Source organism: Patescibacteria group bacterium, assembly GCA_027858235.1.
Classification (GTDB): Bacteria; Patescibacteriota; Patescibacteriia; order Patescibacteriales; family BM507; genus BM507.
The window spans coordinates 1-25,328 of sequence record JAQIDC010000009.1 but is presented as its reverse complement, the minus strand read 5'-3'; the positions used below and the strand labels follow the sequence as shown (position 1 = coordinate 25,328).

Genomic DNA, 25,328 nt, shown 5'->3' with positions numbered 1-25,328 from the left:
AGATATGAAAAAATATAACGCATATGATAATGCCTTGGAACAGCTAAAGGAAGTGAAAGAAATTATTAAGTTGGATAAAAATATTTTTGCTCAATTGCTCGCACCGCAAAGGCTATTGGAAGTTTCCATTCCTGTTCGACTTGATAGTGGGGAAATAAAAGTATTTATAGGTTATCGTTCTCAATTCAATGATGCTCGTGGACCTTTTAAAGGCGGGATTAGATTTCATCCGAATGTTTCAGTTGATGAAGTGAAAGCTCTTAGCGCTTGGATGACCTGGAAAACAGCCGTGATTGATATTCCTCTTGGTGGAGGTAAGGGTGGAGTGATTGTTGATCCAAAAACTCTTTCTTTGGGAGAGCTAGAAAGACTTTCTCGTGGATATATCAGAGCAATTTATAAAATAATTGGTCCAAATATTGATATCCCTGCTCCAGATGTGTATACCGATGCGCGTATTATGGGTTGGATGTTGGATGAATACGAAAGAATGACAGGTGAACATGTGAAGGGAGTAATAACAGGAAAGCCACTGAATCTTGGTGGTTCTGAAGGGCGTTCATTCTCAACCGCTCAAGGGGCGGCCTATGTCCTAGACATGGCAGCTAAAAAAGTTGGGCTTGGTAAAGGAGCGACAGTCGCTTTTAATGGTTTTGGAAATGCCGGTGCAAATTTGGCACAAATTCTTCAAGATAAAGGTTACAAAATAATCGGGGCTAGTGATTCCAAGGGGACGATTGTTAACCCGATGGGGCTTGATGTTAGAAAACTTCAAGCATATAAAAATTTGACTGGTTCAGTCCATAATTATGAAGGCGGAGAATGTTTAGAGCCAGAAATGGGTATCTCACAAGATGTTGATATTTTGGTTCCAGCTGCACTCGAGGATTATATAAATGAAGATAATGCAAAAAGTGTAAAAGCTAAAATAATAGTAGAACTTGCCAATGGTCCAGTTACGCCGGTCGCTGATAAAATATTAAATGAGAAAAATATTTTAGTTATTCCTGATATTTTAGCGAACGCCGGTGGTGTTGCAGTTTCATATTTGGAACAGGTTCAAAACTCTTATGGATTTTATTGGTCCGAAGAAGAAGTTCTTGCTAAACTAAAGGCAATAATGGATAAATCATTTATTGAAGTTTGGGAGAAGAAGGAAGAATATCAAACTAGCATGAGAATGGGAGCATATGCTTTGGCGGTTTCAAGAGTTGCCCAAGCGATGAAAGACAGAGGGAGAGGGTAGATTTTAAAATTCTAAATCCTAAAATACAAATTCTAAACAAATTCAAATATTAAAATTCAAAAAATGTTCTATTTAGATATTTTGAATTTATTATTTGTTTAGAATTTGGTACTTAGTGCTTAGAATTTTTAATAAATAGAAGTTCCTGAATCAGGTTCAGGATGACATAAAAAAAATAACAATTGAGAACTATGAAAGATTTAATAATTATTGGAGCTGGTCCGGCTGGGCTTTCGGCTTCTGTCTATGCTTCACGGTATGGAATAAAAAACACAATAATTGGTCAGATTCCTGGAGGATTGACTACTGAGACCCATGAAATTGGGAATTGGCTTGGGGATATTGCTATCTCGGGAGCTGATTTTGCTCAAAAAGCAGCGGAGCATGCTATGAGCTTTGGAACAGAAATAAAAAATATTCAGGTGAAGGAAATAAAAAAGGAAGATAAAAATTTTATTATAAAAACTAGTGAGGGAGAAGAAAAAGCTAGGGTAATAATAGTAGCAACTGGAACTAAGCATAGACATTTAAATATTCCTGGTGAAAAAGAGTTCCTAGGTAGGGGTGTTTCATTTTGTGCTACTTGTGATGGATTTTTCTATCGAGGAAAAACTGTTGCTGTTGTTGGAGGGAATAACTCAGCCGCTGCAGCCGCTGTACATCTTGGAAATATTGCTGAGAAAGTTTATATAGTTTATAGGAAAGAAAATGTTCGAGCTGAAAGGTATTGGTTAGATGCAATAGAAAAAAATCCAAAAATTGAAATTATTAATAATACAAATGTCCTTGAAATAAAAGGTGAATTCAAAGTAGAGACGCTTGTGTTTGATAATGAATATATGGGAAGTAATGAATTTTCTGTGGATGGTCTTTTTGTAGAAATTGGCCTTGACCCAAATACAGAAGTGGTTAAAAACATTGGAGTAGAACTTGATGAAAGAGGATATATAAACGTAGGGCTTGATGGGAGGACTTCAATCGACGGACTTTGGGCAGCGGGAGACATAACAAATGGTTCAAATAATTTTGCCCAAATTGTAACAGCCGCTTCTGAAGGCGCAATAGCTGCGGAAGATATTTCAACGTATTTGCAAAAATAAATAAAAATTAAAAAGCACGACTTAGGTTCAAGTCGTGCCTTTGGTTTAGGAAAGAGCAAAAACAATCATTTCTTTAGACTGAGGAGAAGGAGCGTTTAAAAACAGGGCCTTTTCTCTTTTCTTTTATGATTGTGTACTCACTGTCTGAAAGTAGACACGTAAGTCGTAACAATGAGTCATAAAAATATTCATCCCGAACCCCGTCAGCATAAATGTAAGACTGCAGGCCAATATTGTCGGGGATTGGGGTAGAAAACTTGATATATTTAAGCTCGCTTTCAAAACTTGAAGTAGCTTCATCTGAAATTGTTACTGCAGATCCTTTTTGACCACTGGTGAATTTCCAAATAAATATGTTCCCACCGGTTTTGATAAGTTTTCCATTTAAGCAAGAAATATTTCCCAAATACTTACAAAGTGAATAAAAGTCTTCTATATTTTTTATGGAATCTACTAAAGTATACGGAAAATTGTTAAGATACATTACGTGCTTATCAGTATTATTATTTTGAAATCGTACCAGAGAAAGTTCTTTTGTGAGAGGGTTGAAGTGAGCATGGTCATAGATTTTAAGACGAGTTTTTTCTCCAAGATAAGTAAGCGCCATTTTTTGAATCCTCTTCTGAGTTAAGTCTAGATAAAACAATAAGAGATATCTTCTTTCTTTGAGTCAGGTTCTAATTCTTGAGCGACAGAATTCTTGAGAGCTGCAAACAAACTGGCGAATTGAAAAACATCACTTTCATTTTTTAAATTTAGAATTAAGGTAAAAATTGGATCACTTTTGCGATTTTCGTAAATATTCACGGTTTTGTTTTTAGCACTGAAAATCATGTAATCAGTTTTCACTACATTATTTTCAGTAGTTATTTTTTTACCAAATTTCCAAAGATAGTAATCTTCTTGATCTTCTTCTAGATATCCCCCAAGGAAATGAATTTGTGACATGGCTAGGCCTAGTAATTTGAAATCATTTACATTCCTTATGAAATCGATATGTCTGAAAGAGTCTTTGCTTGGTGAAGTGCGATAGTGCAGATACTTTTTGTCACGCATAAACGCAAGAGTGTTTTGTTTTTTGCCCAAAAGCATATTATCAAAATAATGAATTGAACATGCTTCACCATTACTGTCGATAAGACCAAAATTTCCAGTATTATTCATTCCGTGTGCCTCCTTTTAGTGTATGAATGTGATGGTAAATACCATCGATGAAAAGAACATATTATTTTTTATAAATAATATTTTATATTAATAGAAAAAGAGCTGTTTGTCAATATAGATAAAAGCTTTTTATGTAACAAAATTAGAAGAAGTTTGTATTATATAATGAGTAATTGTTAGGGACAATTATAGGGACTCAAGTCTTCACGTGCGTGAGGGCTTGTTTCTTATTTAATACCCAGGAAACCCCGAACAAGAGGCCGTCTAGAAAGCAACTCTCGTAGTCACCTTAATCGCCGATGTCCGGGGAGGAGGTCATTATTATATTCCATATTATAAACTATCGTGATATAATCAAAAGAGAGCTAATATTTAGCTTTATTTTGTCTCGTAGAAATGTAAGATTACACTGAAAATTATTTTTAATATTTAATATGGCCAAAAAAAGAAAATACAAAAAAAGAAAAAAAGACTTTATAGATTATTTTGTCCTACCTAGCATTCCAAGCTTTGATTTGGATCCTGACGTTAAAAGAAGTATTTATATTTTAATAATGATAATTCTGGGAGCTCTTGGCGTTCTTGGTATTTTTAATGCAGCCGGTGTAGTCGGAGTATATATCTCTCTTGGACTTGAGCTTGCTTTTGGTTGGGGAAAATTATTAATACCTTTAATTATAATTATCCTAGGCTTAGTTCTTTTTAATGATGAAAGATTTGAAGTTCGCAAATCTAACTATTTTGGTTTAATTATTTTTATATTATCTATTGAGACTGTAATGCAGTTTATCGTTGATCAGGGTTATTGGAGTACTAGTGTCTCTGATGGTATTGGTGGGGGATATTTGGGTCTTTTTATAGCACAATATTCATTTGATTTCTTAGGTATTTATGCTTCCTGGATAACATTTGTTTGTCTTTTTATTATCTCTTTGATTCTAACTTTTAATACTTCTCTTTCGGGACTTTTTGGGAGAGAAAGTTTCTTGGCTAAATTATTTTTCCCAATTTCTTTTGTTATTGAAAAGATAGTTAACATGAGTGAAAATAGAGAACTTAAGAAAATTGCAAGAGAAGAAGAGCGTGAAGAGGAAGAAGAAGAGGAAAATTTTGAGACTGAAGAAGAAATTAAGCTTGATGAGGTTAAAGAGGACGAAGAAGAAGACGATGAGCCTGAAGGAGAAGATGAGGAGGAAACAACCGAACCAAAATTTAATAGTAAAATTATTGGTGCCTCCCCTGTCACGGAAGGTCAGGCAGTAAAGAATGCTTTGGCTGAGGCTAGTTGGTGGCAAAACACGGGGGCGAGTCTTGAAATCCCAATAAATGCTTTGAGTAGTGGAAAAGAAAAACCAAGAAGTGGTGATATCAAAAACAATACAGAAATAATTCGCTCTACCTTGGAAAATTTTCATATTCCAGTTGAGATGGGGGCCGTCTCTATCGGGCCAACCGTAACTCAATATACTTTTAAACCTTCAGAGGGTGTTAAGCTTGCTAAAATAACTGGATTGAGCAATGATTTAGCCCTTGCCCTAGCAGCTCACCCAATTAGGATTGAAGCGCCAATTCCAAATAAATCACTGGTTGGAGTTGAGGTTCCAAATGAAACAAAAGCGATAGTTACTTTAAGAGAGCTTTTAAAGAGTAAAGAATATCAGGAAAGAAATAGTAATCTAATGGTAGCTCTTGGGGTTGATGTCTCTGGAAAACCTTGGCTTTATGATATTACTAAAATGCCTCATCTTCTTGTGGCTGGTGCAACTAATTCTGGTAAATCAGTTTGTCTAAATACCATTATTGTAAGTTTGTTATACCAAAATACTCCCGATGAATTACGTTTTATTATGGTAGATCCGAAGAGAGTTGAATTGCCAGCTTATGATGGCATTCCTTATCTTTTAACTCCAGTAATCACAGATGTTGATAAAACAGTGAATGCGCTTAAGTGGTGTTTGAAGGAAATGGATAGGCGATATGAAACACTTCAAAAGAAACACAAAAAAAATATTCAATCATACAATGAAGTTTCTAAAAATAAAATGCCATATATCGTTTTTGTTATTGATGAACTTGCGGATTTGATGGTGATAGCAGCAAAGGAAATTGAGGCGGCTATTATTCGTTTAGCTCAAATGGCGCGTGCTGTTGGTATTCATTTGGTTCTAGCCACCCAAAGACCAAGCGTTGATGTTATTACTGGGTTAATTAAAGCAAACATGCCTTCTCGTATTGCCTTTTCTGTAGCGTCAGGAACTGATTCGAGAACTATTCTTGATTCACTTGGTGCGGAGAAATTACTTGGTCGAGGAGATATGCTTTTCTCAACAGCCGAACTTTCAAAACCAGTTAGAATCCAAGGAGCATTCGTTAGTGACTTTGACATTAAAAAGATTATTAAAATAATTAAAAAACGTGGTGGAGAAACAACTTACGTTGAGAGTGTTACTGATAATCACAAAGTTCGTGGTATTGGTGGACCCGGTTCTGATTTTAATGGTGGTGGTGATGGTGACGGAGGGGACGCACGCCTAGAGGAAGCGAAAGAAATTGTAATCAACGACCAAAAAGCTTCAGCGTCATACTTACAAAGAAAATTAAGCATCGGCTATGCTAGAGCTGCTAAACTCCTAGATTTTCTTGAGGAGATGGGAGTGGTTGGTGCTGCCAATGGAGCTAAACCTAGAGAGATTATGATATCACAAGAACAATATGAAAACATGGTGGTTCAAGGAACTAGTGGTACCAATCTTCATAATAGGGCAGAATCTGTCGCACCTGATAATTATCTTGGGGATGATGAGACTGCTACAATTTTAAAACCAATTGATGAAGAGATTGAAGAAGAAGAGGAAGAAGAGGAAGAGGAAGAGGAGGAGGAAGAAGAGGAAGAGGAAAATTCCACCGAAAACTCCTTCGAAGTGGCTGATGATTCGCTCACACGCGAATCAGAAGATGACTTGACGGAAGATGAAAATGAAGATATAGATGAAGAGGAAGATGATGATGAAGAAGAGATGAAAGATCCCGCGGAAACTTCTGACGAAGATATAGATGAATCACTTCCACGTGACTCAGAAAAGAAAAGTGGGATGCCTTCAGATAAACTTTTTTCAAGATAAGTAATATAATCATAAATATAAAAAATAATTATTAATTATAAAATATGCATATAACATGGCTAAAACACTCATGCTTTAAATTTCAAGATAAAACAGGGAGTGAGGGAACAACGCTTATTACAGATCCTTTTGATTCAAAATATGTTGGTCTGAAAATGCCAACCCTTGAAGCGGATATTCTAACTATTAGTCACGAACATGAAGATCATAGTAATAAAGCAGCAATAAAAGGAAATCCATATATTATGGATTCTGCTGGAGAGTATGACGTGAAGGGCGTTTCTATTTTAGGAGTAGACTCTTTTCATGACGAAAAAAAAGGAGCCGAAAGAGGTAAAAATGTTATTTTTAGGTTTGAGATGGATGGTATTGTGGTTACGCATTTAGGTGACTTGGGACATGTTCTTGATAACAAGCAGTTGCAAGGGCTTGTTGGTACTGACATTTTGTTAATCCCAGTTGGTGGACGATATACTTTGGACGCTAAAAAGGCAGTTGAAGTAATATCTCAAATTGAACCAAGAATTGTAATTCCAATGCACTATAAAGTAAAAGGAATGTCTGCTAATTTTAAAGATATTGACGGAGTAGATAAATTCATAAAAGAAATTGGAATAAAACCTACCTATGAAGAAAAGGTAAGAATAAATAAAAAAGATTTGCCACAAGATGAAATGGAATTGATTATAATGGAAAAAGAATAAAATAATTATAAATTAGATATGAAAAAAGAGGCAATTTTTTGCCTCTTTTTCGTTGTAATTTTCAGCTTGACTGGGAATTCAGAAAAAAATATTATTTGAATAAAATAAATTATATCTAAATGATGAGTTTAAATTATACTATTTTTTTAAGCACTTTTTCACCCCAAGGGCATTTTGTCTTCCCCGTTGGCGAATCGGGCATATAAAAGTAGCACCTGCCTGGCGGCAGGCAGGAAAACGTTCTCTGAGAAAATTTTGGATCATTCCGCTATGAAAGCTAATAAAATTCCGAACTCGTCATTTCGTTAACACTACATTACTCAAACAGCGGACATTTTATTGAGCTTTCTACCTGTCTACCGGCAGGCAGGCGCTTTATTCTCCTCCAAAATTTCCCAATGTTCACAATAAAGAAGAATTGAATGATAATTTAGAATTAATACGATAAAAAGTTATCTACTGAGATATCTCAGTAGATAACTAAGTTTGTGATGCAAAAGAGTTTTATTAGAAATTGTGCTTATTATCCAAAATCGGTTAATAATAGAGCGTTTTAAATCCTAATTATAAGCGCAATACGAAAAAGTGATAAATATTGCCAAATTAGCTATTAAAAATTAAAACATTCATTAGAAATTCACAATTCTAAATTCGAAATTCCCCCTCCCTCTTTACTTACAATTATTTATTTGCTAGAATTTAGAAAGATAAACACTCCCTAAGAGTGATTTTTATTGTTATATATGATAAAGAGTAGCAAAAAAGTCGAGGTGAATGGTAAAATCAGAGAAAGTGGACTGGGCCATAAGCTGAATGTTCGTGTAAATAAGACGAAAAAGGAGGAAAAGACTGTAGCAGAGAGGACAATCGACAAGGAAGAGTTTATTGAGGGATTTGATGATAAGGTTGAACATTATGTGGAAAACTACGTTGATCACGTTGAGAGGAATAAGCGATTGACGCTTATTTCGGGGGTAGGTTTTTTCATGTTGTTAATAATATTTTTTTATGCCTACAATTTCAAATTCCAAATTAGCACTCTCGTTAGTAGCGATGAGGAGGAAGTTGGGATTGATAATCAGATGGAAATGATTAAGAGTAATGTTGGTAGTATGGTCGATGATTATAAAGAAATAAAAGAAGTTATTAATAAGGAGATAAGTGACTCAGACATTGAGGAAGATCAGACTATTTTAGAAATGCCAGAACAGAAAGTTCTTCCAGAATCAGATTCAATTGAAAATTCAGTTGATGTATCAATGGAAGAATTAAAAGAAAAACTTTTAGAAAAAAATGTTGCCATGCCTACCGGCAGGCAGGAATAATAAATATTTATATAAGATATAATGAAAAAGAAAGACAAGGTGAATGGCTCAGCCAAAGGTGGTGGACTGGGAAACAATAAAAATAAAGATGAAGAGGAAAGTCAAGATAAAAATAAAGGAGAAGCGGAGGAAAAGGAGCATTTGATAGTTAGTGAAAAAACAGAAACATCTTATGGAACAATCATTCCAGAAGTTATAACTGATGAGATGAAGAAGTCATATCTCGATTATGCGATGAGCGTTATTGTTTCTCGTGCACTTCCCGATGTTCGTGATGGACTCAAGCCTGTTCATAGAAGAATACTTTATGCTATGTGGAGTCTTGGACTCAGGGCCAATGGTAAATTTAGAAAATCGGCTACGGTTGTTGGTGAAGTTCTTGGTAAGTATCATCCTCATGGAGATTCTTCAGTTTATGAGGCCATGGTTCGTTTGGCACAAGATTTTTCTATGCGTTATCCTCTTGTTCGTGGTCAAGGTAATTTTGGATCCATGGATGGCGATGGTGCAGCTGCTATGCGTTATACCGAGGCCAAGCTTTCAGCCATAGCCGAAGAAATGCTTTTTGATATTGATAAAGATACGGTTGATTTCGTGCCAAACTATGATGGGTCTCAAAATGAACCGCAAGTAATGCCGGCTAAACTTCCTCAGCTTCTTTTAAATGGAACAATGGGTATTGCTGTTGGTATGTCTACAAATATTCCTCCTCACAACCTAAGAGAGCTAGGAGATGCTATTAATCATTTATTAGATAATCCAGACGCAAACGTCGACGATCTAATGGAATTTGTAAAGGGTCCTGATTTTCCAACAGCTGGAATTATTTATGATAAAAGAGATATTAAACAAGCTTACGCCACTGGACGTGGAGGTATTGTTTTGCGGGGTAGGGCCGAAATAGTTGAACCAAAACCTGGGTTTTTTCAAATTATTATTTCAGAACTTCCATATCAAACAAATAAATCTGTTTTTGTAGAAAAAATTGCCGATCTTGTTAAGAATAAAAAAATAGAAGGCATTAAGGATCTGCGTGATGAATCTGATAAAGACGGAGTTAGGGTTGTAGTGGATTTAAAAAGAGACGCCTATCCGAAAAAGATTATCAATAGTCTATACAAACAGACTCAGCTGCAAACAACTTTTCATGTAAACTTACTTGCCCTAATTGACGGTATCCAACCAAAGGTTTTGACTCTAAAGATGGTCTTGGAAGAGTATATTAAACATAGAACAAATGTCATAAGGAGAAGAACTGAATTTGAATTAAGAAAAGCAAAAGCAAGAGCTCATATTTTGGAAGGTTTAATGATTGCTCTCAAAAACATCGATGCTGTAATAAAAATTATTAAGGCTTCAAAAGACAAAGAGGTTGCAAAAACAAACCTAATGAAGAAGTTCAAGCTATCCGAAATTCAGGCTATAGCAATTCTAGAAATGCGCTTGCAAAGCCTTGCTAATCTAGAAAAATTGAAAATTGAAAATGAGCTAAAAGAAAAAATGAAATTAATCAGTGACCTAGAGTCAATTCTAGCCTCAAAGATTAAAGTAGCAAAAATTATTAAAGATGATATAAACGAACTCATTGCTAAAGGTGATTGTGTCAGAAGAACACAAGTGATAGCCCGTGGAGTTAAAGATTTTTCCGTTGAAGACCTTGTACCAAACGAAGAGACATTTGTTATGATGACTGGTGATGGTTATATAAAAAGGCTTTCACCCGATACATTCAAGGTTCAATCAAGAGGTGGTAAAGGAGTTGTTGGTTTAACAACAAAAGAAGAAGATAGTGTTGAATTTATGTTCAATAGCATGACTCATAATGATGTTTTGTTTTTTACAACTAAAGGTAGAGTTTTTCAATTGAAAGTTCATGAAATACCACAATCAACTAGAACTACAAAGGGCTCTGCTATTGTAAATTTTCTTCAACTAATGCCAACAGAAAAAGTAACTTCAATCCTTCCTATGGATAAAGTAATTGAGTATAAGTATTTGTTCTTTGCTACCGAAAAAGGGTTAGTTAAAAAAGTGAAGATTGAAGATTTTGGAAATGTTAGAAGGTCTGGTTTGATTGCTATTAAAATAAAAGATGAAGACGCCCTTATTTGGGCTAAACCAACAACTGGAAAAGATCATATTCAATTGATTACAGCCGGTGGTCAGTCTATCCGATTTAAAGAAGCAGATGTTCGCGATATGGGTCGAGGTGCTTCTGGTGTTTCTGGAATTAGAATTAAAAAAGACGACAAGTTAGTTGGAATGGGGGTAATTAATCAGGGAGATGACAAAAAAGGCAAAATACAAGTTTTATCGGTTATGGAAAAGGGCTATGGAAAGAGAACCAATCTAAATTTGTATAAGGTTCAAGGAAGAAGTGGCTCTGGTATAAAAACTGCAAAAGTGACCGAAAAAACAGGTAAAATTGTTAATTCATATGTTCTTGACTCAGAGACTATGAAAGATAGCGATTTAGTGATAATATCTGAAGCAGGACAGGTTATTCGGTTGCCATTCAAATCTGTCGTACAGTCAGGGAGAGATACTCAGGGAGTTAAATTGATGCGATTCAAAAAAGAAGATGACCACGTCTCCTCAGTAACTTGGGTATAGGAAAGTAAAAAGTTAAAAGTGTACAAAAAAAGAAAAAAAATAAGTATCTAATCTTTCAACTTTCAACTTTTATCTTTCAACTAATTATAATAATTAACTAAATATAAAAAATTTCTATGAAGAAAATTATATTTTTAGGACTTATGTCCATATTGGTGTTAAGCGCTTGCGCCACCCAAAAAGAAAAAACACTTACACTCGAGGAAGCAAAAGTAAAAGCAAATGATTTTATAGCAAACAATTTAGTTCAACCAGGAACCGAAATATCAATTAAAGAAGTAGTAGAAGAAGCTGGTTTATATAAAGTAGTAGTAAATCTTCCTGATGGACAGGAAATAGATTCATATTTATCCATGGACGGTAAAAAGTTTTTCCCTCAAGTTATGGATATTGAAGAAACAGAGGCGGCAACAGCAGATAAAACTAATGGAGAACAAGCTGCAGCACAGTCTGTTGATGTTCCAAAGACGGAAAAGCCAGTTGTCGAAGCTTTTGTAATGAGTCATTGCCCATACGGAACTCAAATTGAAAAAGGCTTGATTCCTGTTATAAAAACATTGGGAGATAAAGCGGATATTCAAATCAAATTTGTTAGCTATGCTATGCATGGTGAAAAAGAACTTGATGAAGAGTTGAGACAATATTGTATTATGGAGGAACAATCGGATAAATATTTGTCATATTTAGAGTGTTTTCTTGAAGATGATAACTACGAAAGATGTTTAGGTGAAAATAATATTAATACAAGAACTCTTAATACTTGTGTTACTGCTACTGATAAGGAATTTAAGGTAAAAGAACTTTTTGCTGATAAGACTACTTGGTCAGGTGGTTCTTACCCTCAGTTTAATATCCACAAAGATGAAAATTTAGCTTACGGGGTGAAAGGTTCACCAACATTAGTTATTAATGGGACAACTGCTTCGGCTGGTAGAGATTCAGCTAGCTTGCTTGCTGCAGTTTGTGCTGGTTTTGAAGTAGAACCAGAGGAATGTTCAACTGAATTATCCTCAGCTTCTCCTTCTGCAGGGTTCGGATTTGGAGCGACTGGAGCTGCGACTGAAGCAAGTTGTAACTAAGTATTGCAAAATAAACAAAACAATGTATAATAATAGGGCTAGTTAGTACTGGCTCTATTATTATATAATTAGGAATATGAGTTCCCAATTATACAAAACCCACCAGGGTTTATAAAGAACTATTAACACTTATTAATAATCTTCTGGATTTTAAGCTAATATTAGCTGAGGTGACCAGATTGCTTTTTCTAGAATCAAACTAGAAAAGGTTAAATAAAGTCTTTTTTTATTGGAAAAAAGCATATTAAAATGGCAGACGAAAAAAATCAAAATACCGAAGAATCGGTAAATTTCAAAAAACTATTAGAGGAGCATTTAATCAAAATTCCACAAGTTGGAGACAGCATTAAAGGCGAAGTTTTATCAGCCTCAAAATCAGAAGTGAAGTTGGATATCAACGGAGTTTTAACAGGTGTTGTACGTGGCCCTGAACTTTATGAGGAAGATGATGATTATGCAAACTTAAAAGCTGGGGATACGGTTGAGGCTACAGTTATCGATGATGAAAATGAGTTTGGTCAACTAGAAATGTCTTTCAGATTCGCTGGTCAAGAAAAAGCTTGGGCTGGTTTAAGACAAGCTTACGTTGACAAAAGTATTATTAAAATTAAAATTATTGATGCTAACAAGGGTGGTCTTCTAGCTCAGTACAGACAGATTCCTGGATTCCTTCCGGTTTCACAGTTGGCTCCAGAAAATTATCCAAGAATCAATGGTGGGGACAAAGGAAAGATTCTAGATAAGTTGAAATCATTTGCTGGGAAAGAGTTTGAAGTAAAAATTATTACTCTTGATGAAAAGGAAGAAAAAACTATTTTTTCTGAAAAAGAAGCTTGGAATGAACAGCAAAAAGATGTTATTGAAAAATATAAAGTTGGAACCTTGGTTGAAGGTGAGATTACCGCAGTTACAGACTTCGGTGTATTTATCAGCTTTGGTGAAAGTCTTGAGGGGCTTATTCATATTTCAGAATTAGCTTGGCAGAGAATTGATGATCCATCAGACCTGTTTAAAGTTAATGATAAAATAAAGGCTGAAGTTATTAATGTTGATGGCTCAAAGATATTCTTAAGTGCCAAAAAACTTCTAACAGATCCTTGGCATGAAGTAGCTAAAAAGTATAAAATCGGTCAAATTATAAAAGGAACCGTTTTGAAAGTAAACCCATTTGGTTTGTTTGTAAAACTCGATGATGCAATTCATGGATTAGCGCATGTTACTCAACTTGGACTAGCTTCTGGACAAAAAGTTTCTGAAGTTTTCAAGATGGATGAGGAAAGAGAATTTGAGATTGTTTCAATAGAGGCAAAAAATCATAGGATGGGATTAGCAATTGGTTCTGGAAAAAAGGTTAAGGAAGATACTTCAGCAAGCTCAGCACAGGAAAAGAAGGAAAAAGATACTTCGGCAAGCTCCACGCCAGAGGACGGGCAGGCAGCACAGGATAAAAAGGAAAAGAAAGTAAAGAAAACTGAAGATGTAAAGAAAAAGGTAAGTGAAGTTAAGGAAGAAAAGGAAGAAAAACCTAAAAAGGCTAAAAAAGAAGAAGCTAAAGTAGAAAAGAATGAGAAGAAAGAGAAGAAAGAAAAAGTTGTAAAAAAAGAGAAGAAAAAAGAAGAATCTAAAAAATAGTTTCTTCCAAATATCATATAAAAAGTACGCGCTGACTGTGCGTATTTTTTATATCTCCCAAGGTTGTCAAAAACAGGAGAAATGGATATACTATACTAATGATAAATAAAAATTTATTTTTAATAAAAGAGAAATATATATGAAAAACTTGATAAAAAACTTCATAATTCTGTTTACAGTATTTTTGGTAATTGCGATGGTAATTAGCTACACAGGTGAAATTGGAGAGAAACCGAGCGTTGTTGGTGTCGAAAGATTTGTAAACCAAATTGAAGATGAACAAGTGGAAGAAGTCATGATTCGTGGTAACCAAATTGAAATAAAGCTAAAGGATGGCAGTAGTGAGGTGGTTACAAAAGAGTCCGGAGTCTCTGTTTTTGAAATGTTGAATAACCTTGGCGTTGAAAAGGATAAGATTTCAAAAGCAAATATTCAGATTGTCGACGAAGAAGGAAAGAATATGCTTAAATCAGTATTCTTTACCGTTCTTATTCCATTTTTAATAATTGGTGCTTTCATATTTTTTATGATGCGTTCTGCTCAGGGGGCCAATTCAAAGGCAATGATGTTTGGTCAATCTCAAGCTAAAGAATTCAATAAGGATCAAAAGATAAAAGTTTCGTTTAAGGAGGTTGCTGGAGCCACTGAAGCAAAAGAAGAACTTGGTGAGGTTGTAGAGTTTTTGAAAAATCCTAAAAAGTTTCTTGATCTTGGAGCACGAATTCCAAGAGGGGTTCTTCTCCTCGGGAGTCCTGGAACAGGAAAAACCTTAATGGCGAGAGCTGTTGCCGGAGAAGCTGATGTGCCATTTTTCCACATTTCTGGTTCTGAATTTGTAGAAATGTTTGTAGGCGTTGGAGCATCGAGAGTTCGTGATTTATTTAAAAAAGCAAAGAAAAATTCACCTTGTATAATATTTATTGATGAAATTGATGCAGTTGGTAGAAAAAGAGGATCAGGAATGGGTGGCTCTCATGATGAACGAGAACAAACCCTAAACCAAATTTTAGTTGAGATGGATGGATTTGATCAAAGTACAAATGTTATAGTTATCGCTGCTACAAACAGACCTGATGTTTTGGACCCAGCTTTACTTAGACCAGGAAGATTTGATAGACAAGTTATGATTGATGTTCCAGACATTAAAGACAGGGAAGCAATTTTGAAAGTACATGCTAGGAAAAAACCATTAGCCAAAGATACAAGCTTAAGAAGAATAGCCGAAAGAACCCCAGGGTTTAGTGGGGCTGATTTAGCAAATATTTTAAATGAAGCAGCAATTTTGTCTGCTCGTAAAAATCAAAAAACAATAACTATGGATGAGCTTTTCGATGCAATAGAAAAAGTAATGCTTGGTCCTGAAAGAAAAAGTAGAATTATTTCTCCAAAAGAAAAAGAGATTACTGCTTATCATGAGGCAGGGCATGCTGTTGTTGCTCACTTTTTACCAAACACCGACCCTGTTCATAAAGTTTCAGTTGTTTCACGTGGACGAGCAGGAGGCTATACCATAAAACTCCCAACGGAAGATAAGCATATGCACACAAAAGAAGAATATTTAGAAGAGATTGCGGTTTTGCTAGGTGGTATTATAACTGAAAAAGAAATTTTTGGAGATCCAACTACAGGTGCTACTTCAGACCTCAGAAGAGCAACTAGTCTCGCTCGAAGATTAATCACTGATTATGGTATGTCTGATTCACTTGGCTTTAGAACCTTTGGGGAAAAAGAAGAAATGATTTTCTTGGGCCGTGAAATACACGAGCAAAGAGATTATAGTGAAAAAACAGCAGAACAAATTGATAAAGAAATTACACATTTCATTGACCAGGCTAGTCATACCGCCCTTGGTGTTATCAAAGACAAAAAAAATGTTATCAAGGCTATAGTTGATGAGCTCCTAAAAAATGAAACCATTGAGAAGGAGAAGTTTGAAGAGATAATAAAAAACATTGAAGAAAAAGCTTAGAAATATTTAAAATTTTTAAATATCTCAAATATTAAATACAGGCATAAAGATAAATTTAAGTCTGTATTTTTTTATAATACTAAAAATAAAATCTAAACCCTAAATTCTAAAATCTAAACAAATACAAATATTCAAAACTATAAATCCAAAACTATTTTGAATTTTGAAAATTATAATTTGGGATTTGTTTAGAGTTTGGTGCTTAGAATTTATGATTTAAAATATATTTTTATTTCTCTTGTTAAGTCATTGCGAAATATGTTATAATATTCTTAACAATAATAATTAATCAAGGAGAATATGACATTATATAGAGACATCGTAAAAAGAGCTGTTAAAAGCTCTTGGTCAAATAAATACTTTTGGTTTTTTGGCCTTTTTGCTACTTTTTTCACTAGCAGTAGTTTGTATGGACTGTTTGCTAATGTTATAAGCGGAGAGGTTGCAAGCAATCCTTTCCCTATTTTAAGTAGACTGTCTACTCTTTTTAGTTTAGATACATTTGGGAATATTGGGGTGATGATGGCTGATGACCCTGTAAATGTAGCTATAATTGTTTTAATATATTTTAGTTTTATAGTCCTATTCTTTTTTGTTACTTGGTTATCAACCATTTCCCAGGGAGCATTAGTGAACAACGCCGCACTTGAGTTAACAGAGAAACAAAATAATTTTAAAATTGGATTAAATGCAGGAATTGAAAAATTTTGGTCAGTTTTTTCACTTAATATTTTTTTGAAGGCTGTATTTTATTTAGGTTTTTTTGTTATTAGTCTTCCATTTATTCTTGGTATTTTTCAAAAAGAATCTATATCAGACAATTTAGTATTTTCTATTATATTTGTATTTTTTGTTTCTCTATCTATAATATTTTCCTTTATTATTAAATACTCGATTGCATATATTGTTTTAAAAAAAGAAAACTTTCTAGGAGGACTTAAGAGAGGGTGGAAGTTGTTTAGAGAAAATTGGTTGATTAGCATCGAAATGGCTTTTCTTCTTTTCTTTATCGATTTTTTTGTGAATCTTGTAATTATTTTACTCCTAACAATTGTAATAGTACCGTTTATCTTTATGGCAATACTTTTGGCCGGTTGGGGTTCACTCTTTGGGTTCTGGCTCTTGATGTTACTGGCTTTAATACTTTTCGTTTTAATTGCAGCTCTTTCAAGGTCAATAATTACCGCTTTCCAAATTGTTTCCTGGACTGACCTTTTCGTTGTTTTAACTGGTCAAGGTGGAAAGTCTAAGCTAGAAAGATTAACAGAGTCCCTTAAAAGAAAAAAGAATTAAATAAAAACTTACATATTTTTTAAGAGACTCAGTTTTTTAGCTGAGTCTCTTGTATAGTGAGGCATATGCCAAATAACATTCAATCAATTGAAGATTTAATTAGTTCATCTCAAGGTGACGAACCTGAACAAGATTCCATTGAGGGTGTTTTTGCGAAGAAATCTAGACAAATTAAAGTTAATGCCATGGAAAGAAGTGCTGAAGCTCAAGCATCTGCGCAGGGTTTTCCTTATATTTCCTTATTTGCTTTTCCAATCAGTCCTGAGGCTCTTTCTTTGATTGATGAAAAACAAGCCAATGATTTAAATCTGGTTTGTTTCTTTTATGATGGTCCAAATATGCGTTTTGCTAGTACAAACCCAAGGGATGTTCGTATTGAGACGTTATTAAAGGAGCTTGAGCACAAGCTTCACGCCAACTCTAGTATTTATCTTGTATCTGAGTATAGTATGAAAAGTGCTCTTAATCTCTATAAAACACTTCCTAAAATTCGAAAATACGTTAGCGGGATTGAAATTAGTCCAGATGCTTTTGACAAGTTTAAAAAAGAAATAAAAGATTATAAATCTCTCAATAAAAAAGTAAATGATGTAAATATTTCCGATGTAGTTACTTTGATTTTAGCCACCGCTGTCAAGACAGGTGCTTCTGATGTTCATATTGAAGCTGAGGAAAATGGTATTGTAATTAGGTTGAGGATTGACGGTGTTTTGCAGGAAGCAGCAACAATTGAAAAAGACAAGTGGAAAAAAATAATTAGCAGAATGAAACTCCTTGCTCGTGTAAAAATTAATATAACCGAAAGACCACAGGATGGAAGATTCACAATATTTTTAAATGACGATAAGATTGACATTCGTGCTTCTTTCCTTCCAACTTCTTACGGTGAAAGTGTTGTTATGCGTTTGCTCAAATCAAGCTCAGTCGGTCTACCTTTTGAGGAGCTAGGTTTAACACCAGAGGCTTTTAAGGTTCTAAACAGGGAAATAAAAAAACCAAATGGGCTTATTCTAACCACTGGCCCAACAGGCTCAGGTAAAACGACAACCCTTTATGCTATTTTAAATAAATTAAATAGCCCAAAAACAAAAATTATTACCCTAGAAGACCCAGTCGAATATAAGCTAGAAGGGATCAATCAGAGTCAAGTTGATGAAAGTAAAAAATATACTTTTTCTCAAGGACTCCGTTCAATTCTAAGACAAGATCCTGACATTGTAATGGTTGGTGAGATGCGTGATTTAGAAACATCTGAGATTGCAATTCAAGCTTCTTTAACCGGACATCTAGTTTTATCAACTCTTCATACCAATGACGCTGCTGGGGTTATTCCTAGATTGGTTGAGCTTGGAGTAAAGCCTTTTTTAATAGTACCTTCTGTCAACTGTATTATTGGTCAAAGACTGGTCAGAAAGTTATGTGATTCTTGTAAAAAAAAATACAAGCTATCCTCAGATGATGAACAAAAAATAAAAAAGATTTTGGCGATTATTTCTCCAAGATCTGGAGTGGAAATACCAAGTGAGATACCAGATGTTTATATGGCCGGAAAAGGATGTTCAAAATGTAACAGTCTTGGCTTTAAGGGTCGAGTTGGTATTTATGAAATTTTTACAATGAGTAATGATATAAAAGAACTTACTGTTTCTGGGGCTCCTGCATTTAAAATACTTGAAGGAGCGATTGAAGAAGGGATGATAACAATGCTTCAAGATGGAGTTTTGAAAGTGTTACAAGGAAAAACTAGCTTAGAAGAAATATTTAGGGTAATTGGAAAATTTGAATATGTTGATGCACTTTATGATATTGTTATTTCAAAAACAATTGGAAGAGGTTTAAATATTTCCAAAGCAGAAGAAGAAACAGGCAAAGAATTGTCTGTTGATCTTCAGGATATGGAAGCTAAATTACATGTGCTTCCAAGTAACGAGCTCTTAAACATTGTTTTGTCTGCCGCTATTAAAATAGACACCTCTGATGTGCACATAGACCAAGCCGAAGATGATGTTAGAATTCGTTATAGGATTGATGGTATTTTGCATGACGTTGCCAAAATTACAAAAGAACAATATTTGACTCTTCTTGGAAATGTTAAAATACTTTCTGGATTTTCAACTAATGTAAAAAAAGCAACTTACGATGGTCGTTTTGGAATATTCTTGGAAAGCGATAAATCAAAAATTGATTGTCGTGTTTCTATTATTTCAGGAGGCTATGGTGAAACTGTCGTTATTAGAATCCTTTCTAGTCAGGCCTCATCTCTCGATATGGAGAATCTTGGTTTCCGTGGACAATCCCTGGAAGCGATTAGAAGATGTGTTAAGAAAACAAAGGGCGTTATTATCACAACTGGTCCAACTGGTTCTGGTAAAACGACTACTCTTTATAGTCTTCTCAATATGATAAATCATCCAGACGTTAAGATAATTACCATTGAAGATCCAATCGAATATCACCTAGAAGGTATCATGCAAACTCAAATCAATTCAGACGAAGGATATACTTTTGCTTCCGCTCTGCGTTCTTTGATGCGTCAAAATCCAAATGTTATTATGGTTGGAGAAATTCGTGACAACGAAACAGCGGTTACAGCAGTTGAGGCTTCAATGACGGGTCATTTAGTTTTATCTACAATTCACTCAAATTCTGCTGCCGGTGCAATTAACCGTTTTGTAGGGCTAGGAGTTGAGAGGCAGATGCTCGCTGGTGCTATTGAGTGTTCTATCGGTCAACGTTTGGTTAGGAAAATTTGTGAACATTGCAAAGAGGAATACAAGCCAACAAAACAAGAACTAAAAGAAGTTAAGGAAGAGCTAGCTAAAATAAATCCTAAATCAGGAGTGATAATTCCAGAAAAATTAACTTTTTATAAAGGCAAAGGCTGTGAAAAATGTAGTAATATCGGGTATAAGGGAAGAATAGGAATATACGAAGTACTTGAAATGACACCCGATGTTCAAAAGTTGATTCAAGAACACAATGTAACAGAATACGATATAGAACAAAAAGCCATGGAAGATGGATCTCTCTTGATGATGCAAGACGGAATATTAAAAGCACTTGCAGGGGAGACTACTATTGAGGAGATATTTAGAGTAGCACGGTAATTTCTAATTTTGAATTTTGAATTTCGATTAAATTTCAAATGTTTAATTTTAAATTATTCATTAAATATTAATTATTGATTCGAAATTCGAAACTTGAAATTAAAAATTATACGTATATGTTAAACAAAAACTTTTTCTTTAAGTTAAAAAAAGAATACGCTAAAAATGATATCGAGAGGAGGAAAATTATTAGTCAATCAAATGTTCTATTGCACAATTCAAAAAGAATTATATTTTCTTTGCACAGAGGTGACTTGAAACAGGCTGATGTAGCTATTGAAGAAATAAAGAAAGAGCTGGTTAGAATGCAAAAGGGTTTTACTTACACCAGATTGGCGCAAGAAGGTTCATACAAAGCAGCGGTTGAAGAATTTATTGAAGCGGCAATGTTCCAAAAATTTATCACAGGTAAAAAGGTAGATAAAATTGAAAAAATTGTAATAAATTATGATTCATATCTTGGCGGTATTTGTGATTTAACCGGCGAGATGGTTCGATTTGGAGTTAACAAGGCTTCTAATAAAGAGTTTGGAGAAGTAACAAGAATAAAAGAAGCGATTAGCGATATTATTAGCCAGTTAGCTGATTTTGATATGACTGGTTATCTGCGAACCAAGTACGACCAAGCCAAAGGAAATCTTAGAAAGATAGAACAAATAAATTACGAAATAAGTATTCGGAGTATAGAGAGCAGATAAAGATAAATTCTAAATTTTAAGCTCTAAATGCTAAACAATATTAAAATTCAAAATACAAAAAACACAAACAGTAAAATGGTTTTGAATTTTAAATTTTTTCTTTTTGAATTTGTTTAGGATTTGTAATTTAGTGCTTAGAATTTTAATATTTTATGTCAAAGAACTATTTTCATGCAATAGCCACAATGATTGGGACCGTTATCGGTGTTGGTATGTTTTCAATCCCTTTTGTTGCTTATAAGTCAGGTATTCTTGTTTTTTTAGTCATGATTATAGTCCTTGGATTCATTCAGTATTATATGCATTTGATGTATGCCGAAATAGTTCTCTCTACAAAGAAAAAACATAGAGTGCCAGGTTATGTTGCCCAATATTTAGGTCCTCGATATAAAAAACCAGCTTTGGTTATTGTTCTAATATCAGCTAATTTAGCTATTCTTTCATTCATAATAATCGGAGGTATCTTTTTAAGTGAAATTTTTTCTCCAGCCTTTGGAGGTTCCGCATTTGTATATTCGTTTATAATGTATATATTTTCCATTGCTCTCACTTACAAAGGAATAAAGTTTATTGCTAAGTTGGAATTTGCAATGACAATTTTACTTTTTGTGGTTATTGGAATTATATTTTTTGCAGGACTTCCTCATGTGGATATAACGAATTATACAGTTATAAGTTGGAAAAATATTTTACTTCCTTATGGTGCTGTTTTTATGGCAATTGGGGGAATGACCGCTATCCCGACTGTTTGTTCTCTTCTCTCGCATAAAAAAAGCAATATTCGTTCAGCTATTTTTTGGGGGACAGTTATTCCCATGCTGATAACGATCCTATTCGTTCTAACAATTGTTGGTGTTAGTGGGGCAAGTGCTAGTGCAGATGCTTTGGCTGGCCTTCAGGGTAGACTCGGAAGCGGTGTTTTAATAATTTCATTAATTTTTGGACTCATTTCTGTAATTACTTCATTGGTGATGTTTGTTGAAGCAACAAAAGAGATTTATTGGTGGGATTTAGGGATAAGCAAGAAACATGCTTGGGAACTTTCCGTGGGCGTCCCGTTTGTTTTATTTTTATTCGGAATAAATAACCTCACAAGTGTAGTCTCTCTCTCGGGAGCTGTTATTGGAGGAGTGGTTAGTATTATTTATATTTTATTAATTCTAAGAGTTAAGGCAAAACCCCAACAAAAGTCAGTAATCGAAATAAAAATAAATCATGGAATATCTTTTGCTTTGTTTGTGCTTTTCGTCTTAGGATTTGTTAGTGTTTTTGAATACGTTGACTTAAGAACAATCGCTCTAAGTTCCTTCGTCTTTTTCTTTTATCTCTATTCATTGATAAGGTCAGATAAAAATAATACAAGTATTTATCAAGAGCTTCTAGAGACAGGAAAGCAAACAAGTCTAGTTTTTGTAATAATATTTTTTATAGTTTTAAGTTTAGGCGTTTTTTCTGTGATAATATAATATATTTTCTCCGTCATCCTGGAGGAAGCTTGAGTGACCGATAGAACCTGCGCTAGCAAAAAATAACTTCTATATATTATTTCGCTCGAGAGAAAAAGATTTTATTATTATTTTGTGTTATAATAAATTTATGTTTAATAATATAAATTCTATGTTTAAAAAAATAGGGGACAAATTTCCTGGTCATCATTTAGTTTTCTTTTCATCAGTTTTGACTATTTTGTTTTTAATAGTTATGTTTAATCCTGTTTATAGTTCTATTGGTGACACTAATGTATATGCTACAGGTCTTAAAATAACAATTAATTCTCCAGTTAATGTAATGTCCGATAGTCCTGTTTCATCATTAACCGCATCTTCCTCCATTTTAACCTCTTCGTCGTCAATAGAGATCAGCGGGAACGTTTTTGACACTACTGGAAGTGTTAATTGGACAAGGTGGACAAACGACAACTGGGTGAGTGAAACTAACATTTCGCCTGATTTTGATGACTGGACCGTAACCGTTCCTCTTGTTGATGGTTTAAATACCCTTGAGTTCAGGACAAGAAAGGGTGGAATCCAGGTTTACCTAAAGATTTACGTGACTAAAATACCTTCCGATAGCGAAGATTTGTATGGGTATGTCTGGGCAGACACTATCGGTTGGATTAGTTTCTCTTCGCTAAATTGTGATCCGGATTCAGATTTACAGTCTGAAGGTATAGGAAATTGTCCTCCGTTAAATTCTCCAATCCCTGACTATGGTGTAAGTGTTAGTTCTACAACTGGCAATATGTCTGGGTTTGCTTGGTCTCCTAACGTTGGTTGGATTGACTTCGCGACGACTTCTCCAACTGCTCCAAGTTATGATTTTAATACTAATTGTTTAGATAGTTGTGAGGTAGGTGATGGATGTTCTGCTTGTTATGCTCCAGATTCTGGCAATCCTGGTACTGGTGATTTGTATGGTTGGGCGAAAATAATATCTCTTGGAGACGATGGATGGATAAGTTTGTCTTCGAGCACAGCACCTCTCTACGGAATAACTTATGATGTAGCAACTAATCAATTTTCAGGCTATGCTTGGAATGGAAGTTCTGTAGATGCTGGGATTGGTTGGCTTAGTTTTTCGTCTACTAATTGTGATACAGATGATGATGGTTTTTCAGATGCAGGTGGAGATTGTCCTGCTTTTGGGGCTACTATTACTAGGTATGGACCGATGGCCCAACTCAATATGCCGCCGACTGCTTCGTTCGTTTTCTTAACCTCCATCACAGAACTCCCTTGTGATTCAGGCGCGCTTGATTTAGAAGGACCTTGTGTCTCTAATTGTGAGTTAGAACCTATAGTGGATTGGAATTACGATGACCCAGAAGGGTTCCTGCAGCATAGTTATAGATTTACAATTGATGAGGTGGGTGGTTCAAATGATTTTGATACAGGAGAAGTTATAAGTTCGGATACCCAAATACAACCTCATCTTCTTCCTATAACAATTGAATATGGGACTGAATATGACATTACAATCGAAACTTGGGATAATTATGGTTTGAGCTCAGTGGTCGACACTTATAATTTTACAACCAGAAAACATCAATATCCTAATCCATATTTCTACTGGTTTATAGAAGATGGTTCTGCTGATGAGGAAATAATGTTTACCGCCAGTTCAACATATTACTATGATAGTACTGATTCAAGTGCAGACAACCCAGGGTCTCCAGGAGAGTGTTTAATACCTGTTTGTACTAAAGTTTGGTCATCAGACGATACTACTGATTTTGGAGACGTAAATAACGCCACAACTACAGCGGTATTCCCTACGGATGGGGATAGCCAACATATGAACCTAGTGGTCACCGATGGCGATGAATACTCCTGTAGCACTTCAACTAATGCAGTGGATATAAACAAAAAACTCCCGAGTTGGATTGAGGTTAGGTAGGGGGTATACAACACAAAACACGTAACACGTAACATGTAGCATGTAACACAAAGCATGTAACATAGAAAGACTTAGAAGTTAGACTTCCTATTGGAAGTCTAACTTCTTTTATTTTAAATATATTTAAAATTTAGGGTACTCTATAGAGTACCCTATAGAGTACCCTAAATTTAAACAAGATATAAGAAGTCTAGAGAGTATTGGATATTTTAAGTATACTGATTTGGTTAATATTTAGACACTTGATAATATTGAATATTTGTATTACTATAATTAAATTAAATCAACTTAAATTAATCTTTGACATAGGAGGCCTTAATGGAGAAGATAACTTTATCGAATAATATTTGTGCAGAAGTTGAATTAAGATTAATGAGAGATAGTTCTTCTATAACCCTAAAATTAACGCCGAAGTATTTTAATATTTCCAATATTAAGTATTTAGCTAATTTAATAATTAAAAAAACTATTGTTAATATTATTTTGGAAGACGGCTGTGTTTATGAAGATGAAGCGTTATACGAGTGTCGTGAAAAAATTGACTTTGATTTTTTTAACTATAATGATTTTTTAATATTGTTTAGAGAAATAAAGAAAATTGCTGAAAAAGAAACTCTTGTGAAAAATTATTTTAATAATAGGGCATTAATTAAATTGAATCAAATTTTTTGGCCAAACAACAAGAAAGATCAACTTGAAGCACTTGATGATCTATGTAATTTTGAAATATTTTTTAAAAAAAAATACCCAAACCTAAGCTTGAAGAAGTTCTCTCGTTAAACATTAGAGTATTTTTAATTAAGTATTTGAAGGAAAAGAGAATTATTGAAAAAGAAACATCAAAATATCGGTGTAGGAGCTCTTTAAAAAACAATTTTGT

At 34.4% G+C, this 25,328-nt stretch carries 17 protein-coding genes; 15 read left to right on the top strand and 2 right to left on the bottom strand.

The annotated features are described in order from the left end of the window. The first annotated feature begins 4 nt into the window (after positions 1 to 4). Both PF572_00560 and PF572_00555 read left to right on the top strand, forming a co-directional pair. Positions 5 to 1,246 (top strand): Glu/Leu/Phe/Val dehydrogenase, encoded by a 1,242-nt coding sequence (locus PF572_00560; GenBank protein ID MDA3839556.1) that lies wholly within the window; start codon positions 5 to 7, stop codon positions 1,244 to 1,246. Positions 1,247 to 1,437: 191 nt separating this feature from the next. Further along, entirely contained in the window at positions 1,438 to 2,346 is a 909-nt protein-coding gene (locus tag PF572_00555) for an FAD-dependent oxidoreductase (protein ID MDA3839555.1), read from the top strand. Positions 2,347 to 2,419: 73 nt separating this feature from the next. Here the strand turns inward: PF572_00555 and PF572_00550 are convergent, their stop codons facing one another. Continuing rightward, on the bottom strand, positions 2,420 to 2,953 hold the full coding sequence (locus tag PF572_00550; protein MDA3839554.1) for a hypothetical protein: 534 nt from the start codon (positions 2,951 to 2,953) through the stop codon (positions 2,420 to 2,422). Positions 2,954 to 2,979: 26 nt separating this feature from the next. Then, positions 2,980 to 3,510: a hypothetical protein gene (locus tag PF572_00545; protein MDA3839553.1), complete on the bottom strand. Its 531-nt coding sequence runs from the start codon at positions 3,508 to 3,510 to the stop codon at positions 2,980 to 2,982. 434 nt (positions 3,511 to 3,944) lie between these two features. Here PF572_00545 and PF572_00540 point away from each other — a divergent pair, with 434 nt between their 5' ends. The 13 genes from PF572_00540 to PF572_00480 all read left to right on the top strand — a co-directional run bounded on the left by PF572_00540 (position 3,945) and on the right by PF572_00480 (position 25,228). Beyond that, positions 3,945 to 6,632 (top strand): DNA translocase FtsK 4TM domain-containing protein, encoded by a 2,688-nt coding sequence (locus tag PF572_00540; protein MDA3839552.1) that lies wholly within the window; start codon positions 3,945 to 3,947, stop codon positions 6,630 to 6,632. A gap of 44 nt (positions 6,633 to 6,676) precedes the next feature. Next, positions 6,677 to 7,336 carry an MBL fold metallo-hydrolase gene (locus PF572_00535; protein MDA3839551.1) on the top strand — a complete coding sequence of 220 codons (660 nt, stop codon included), beginning with the start codon at positions 6,677 to 6,679 and terminating at the stop codon, positions 7,334 to 7,336. 743 nt (positions 7,337 to 8,079) lie between these two features. Then, positions 8,080 to 8,661 (top strand): hypothetical protein, encoded by a 582-nt coding sequence (locus PF572_00530; GenBank protein MDA3839550.1) that lies wholly within the window; start codon positions 8,080 to 8,082, stop codon positions 8,659 to 8,661. Positions 8,662 to 8,682: 21 nt separating this feature from the next. Further along, positions 8,683 to 11,274, top strand: a complete 2,592-nt coding sequence (gyrA, locus tag PF572_00525; protein ID MDA3839549.1) for a DNA gyrase subunit A — start codon at positions 8,683 to 8,685, stop codon at positions 11,272 to 11,274. A gap of 116 nt (positions 11,275 to 11,390) precedes the next feature. Beyond that, positions 11,391 to 12,353: a hypothetical protein gene (locus PF572_00520; GenBank protein MDA3839548.1), complete on the top strand. Its 963-nt coding sequence runs from the start codon at positions 11,391 to 11,393 to the stop codon at positions 12,351 to 12,353. A gap of 249 nt (positions 12,354 to 12,602) precedes the next feature. Continuing rightward, complete coding sequence (locus PF572_00515) at positions 12,603 to 13,985, top strand: S1 RNA-binding domain-containing protein (GenBank protein ID MDA3839547.1); 1,383 nt, start codon at positions 12,603 to 12,605, stop codon at positions 13,983 to 13,985. 139 nt (positions 13,986 to 14,124) lie between these two features. After that, entirely contained in the window at positions 14,125 to 15,954 is a 1,830-nt protein-coding gene (gene ftsH / locus PF572_00510; GenBank protein MDA3839546.1) for an ATP-dependent zinc metalloprotease FtsH, read from the top strand. 300 nt (positions 15,955 to 16,254) lie between these two features. Then, on the top strand, positions 16,255 to 17,247 hold the full coding sequence (locus PF572_00505) for a hypothetical protein (GenBank protein ID MDA3839545.1): 993 nt from the start codon (positions 16,255 to 16,257) through the stop codon (positions 17,245 to 17,247). 65 nt (positions 17,248 to 17,312) lie between these two features. Next, entirely contained in the window at positions 17,313 to 20,354 is a 3,042-nt protein-coding gene (locus PF572_00500) for a GspE/PulE family protein (protein MDA3839544.1), read from the top strand. A 116-nt stretch (positions 20,355 to 20,470) separates the two neighbouring features. Next, positions 20,471 to 21,052, top strand: a complete 582-nt coding sequence (locus PF572_00495) for a hypothetical protein (GenBank protein ID MDA3839543.1) — start codon at positions 20,471 to 20,473, stop codon at positions 21,050 to 21,052. 152 nt (positions 21,053 to 21,204) lie between these two features. Continuing rightward, positions 21,205 to 22,518 (top strand): amino acid permease, encoded by a 1,314-nt coding sequence (locus PF572_00490; GenBank protein ID MDA3839542.1) that lies wholly within the window; start codon positions 21,205 to 21,207, stop codon positions 22,516 to 22,518. Positions 22,519 to 22,648: 130 nt separating this feature from the next. Next, on the top strand, positions 22,649 to 24,448 hold the full coding sequence (locus PF572_00485) for a hypothetical protein (GenBank protein ID MDA3839541.1): 1,800 nt from the start codon (positions 22,649 to 22,651) through the stop codon (positions 24,446 to 24,448). Positions 24,449 to 24,766: 318 nt separating this feature from the next. Further along, complete coding sequence (locus PF572_00480; GenBank protein ID MDA3839540.1) at positions 24,767 to 25,228, top strand: hypothetical protein; 462 nt, start codon at positions 24,767 to 24,769, stop codon at positions 25,226 to 25,228. Positions 25,229 to 25,328: the final 100 nt, after the last annotated feature.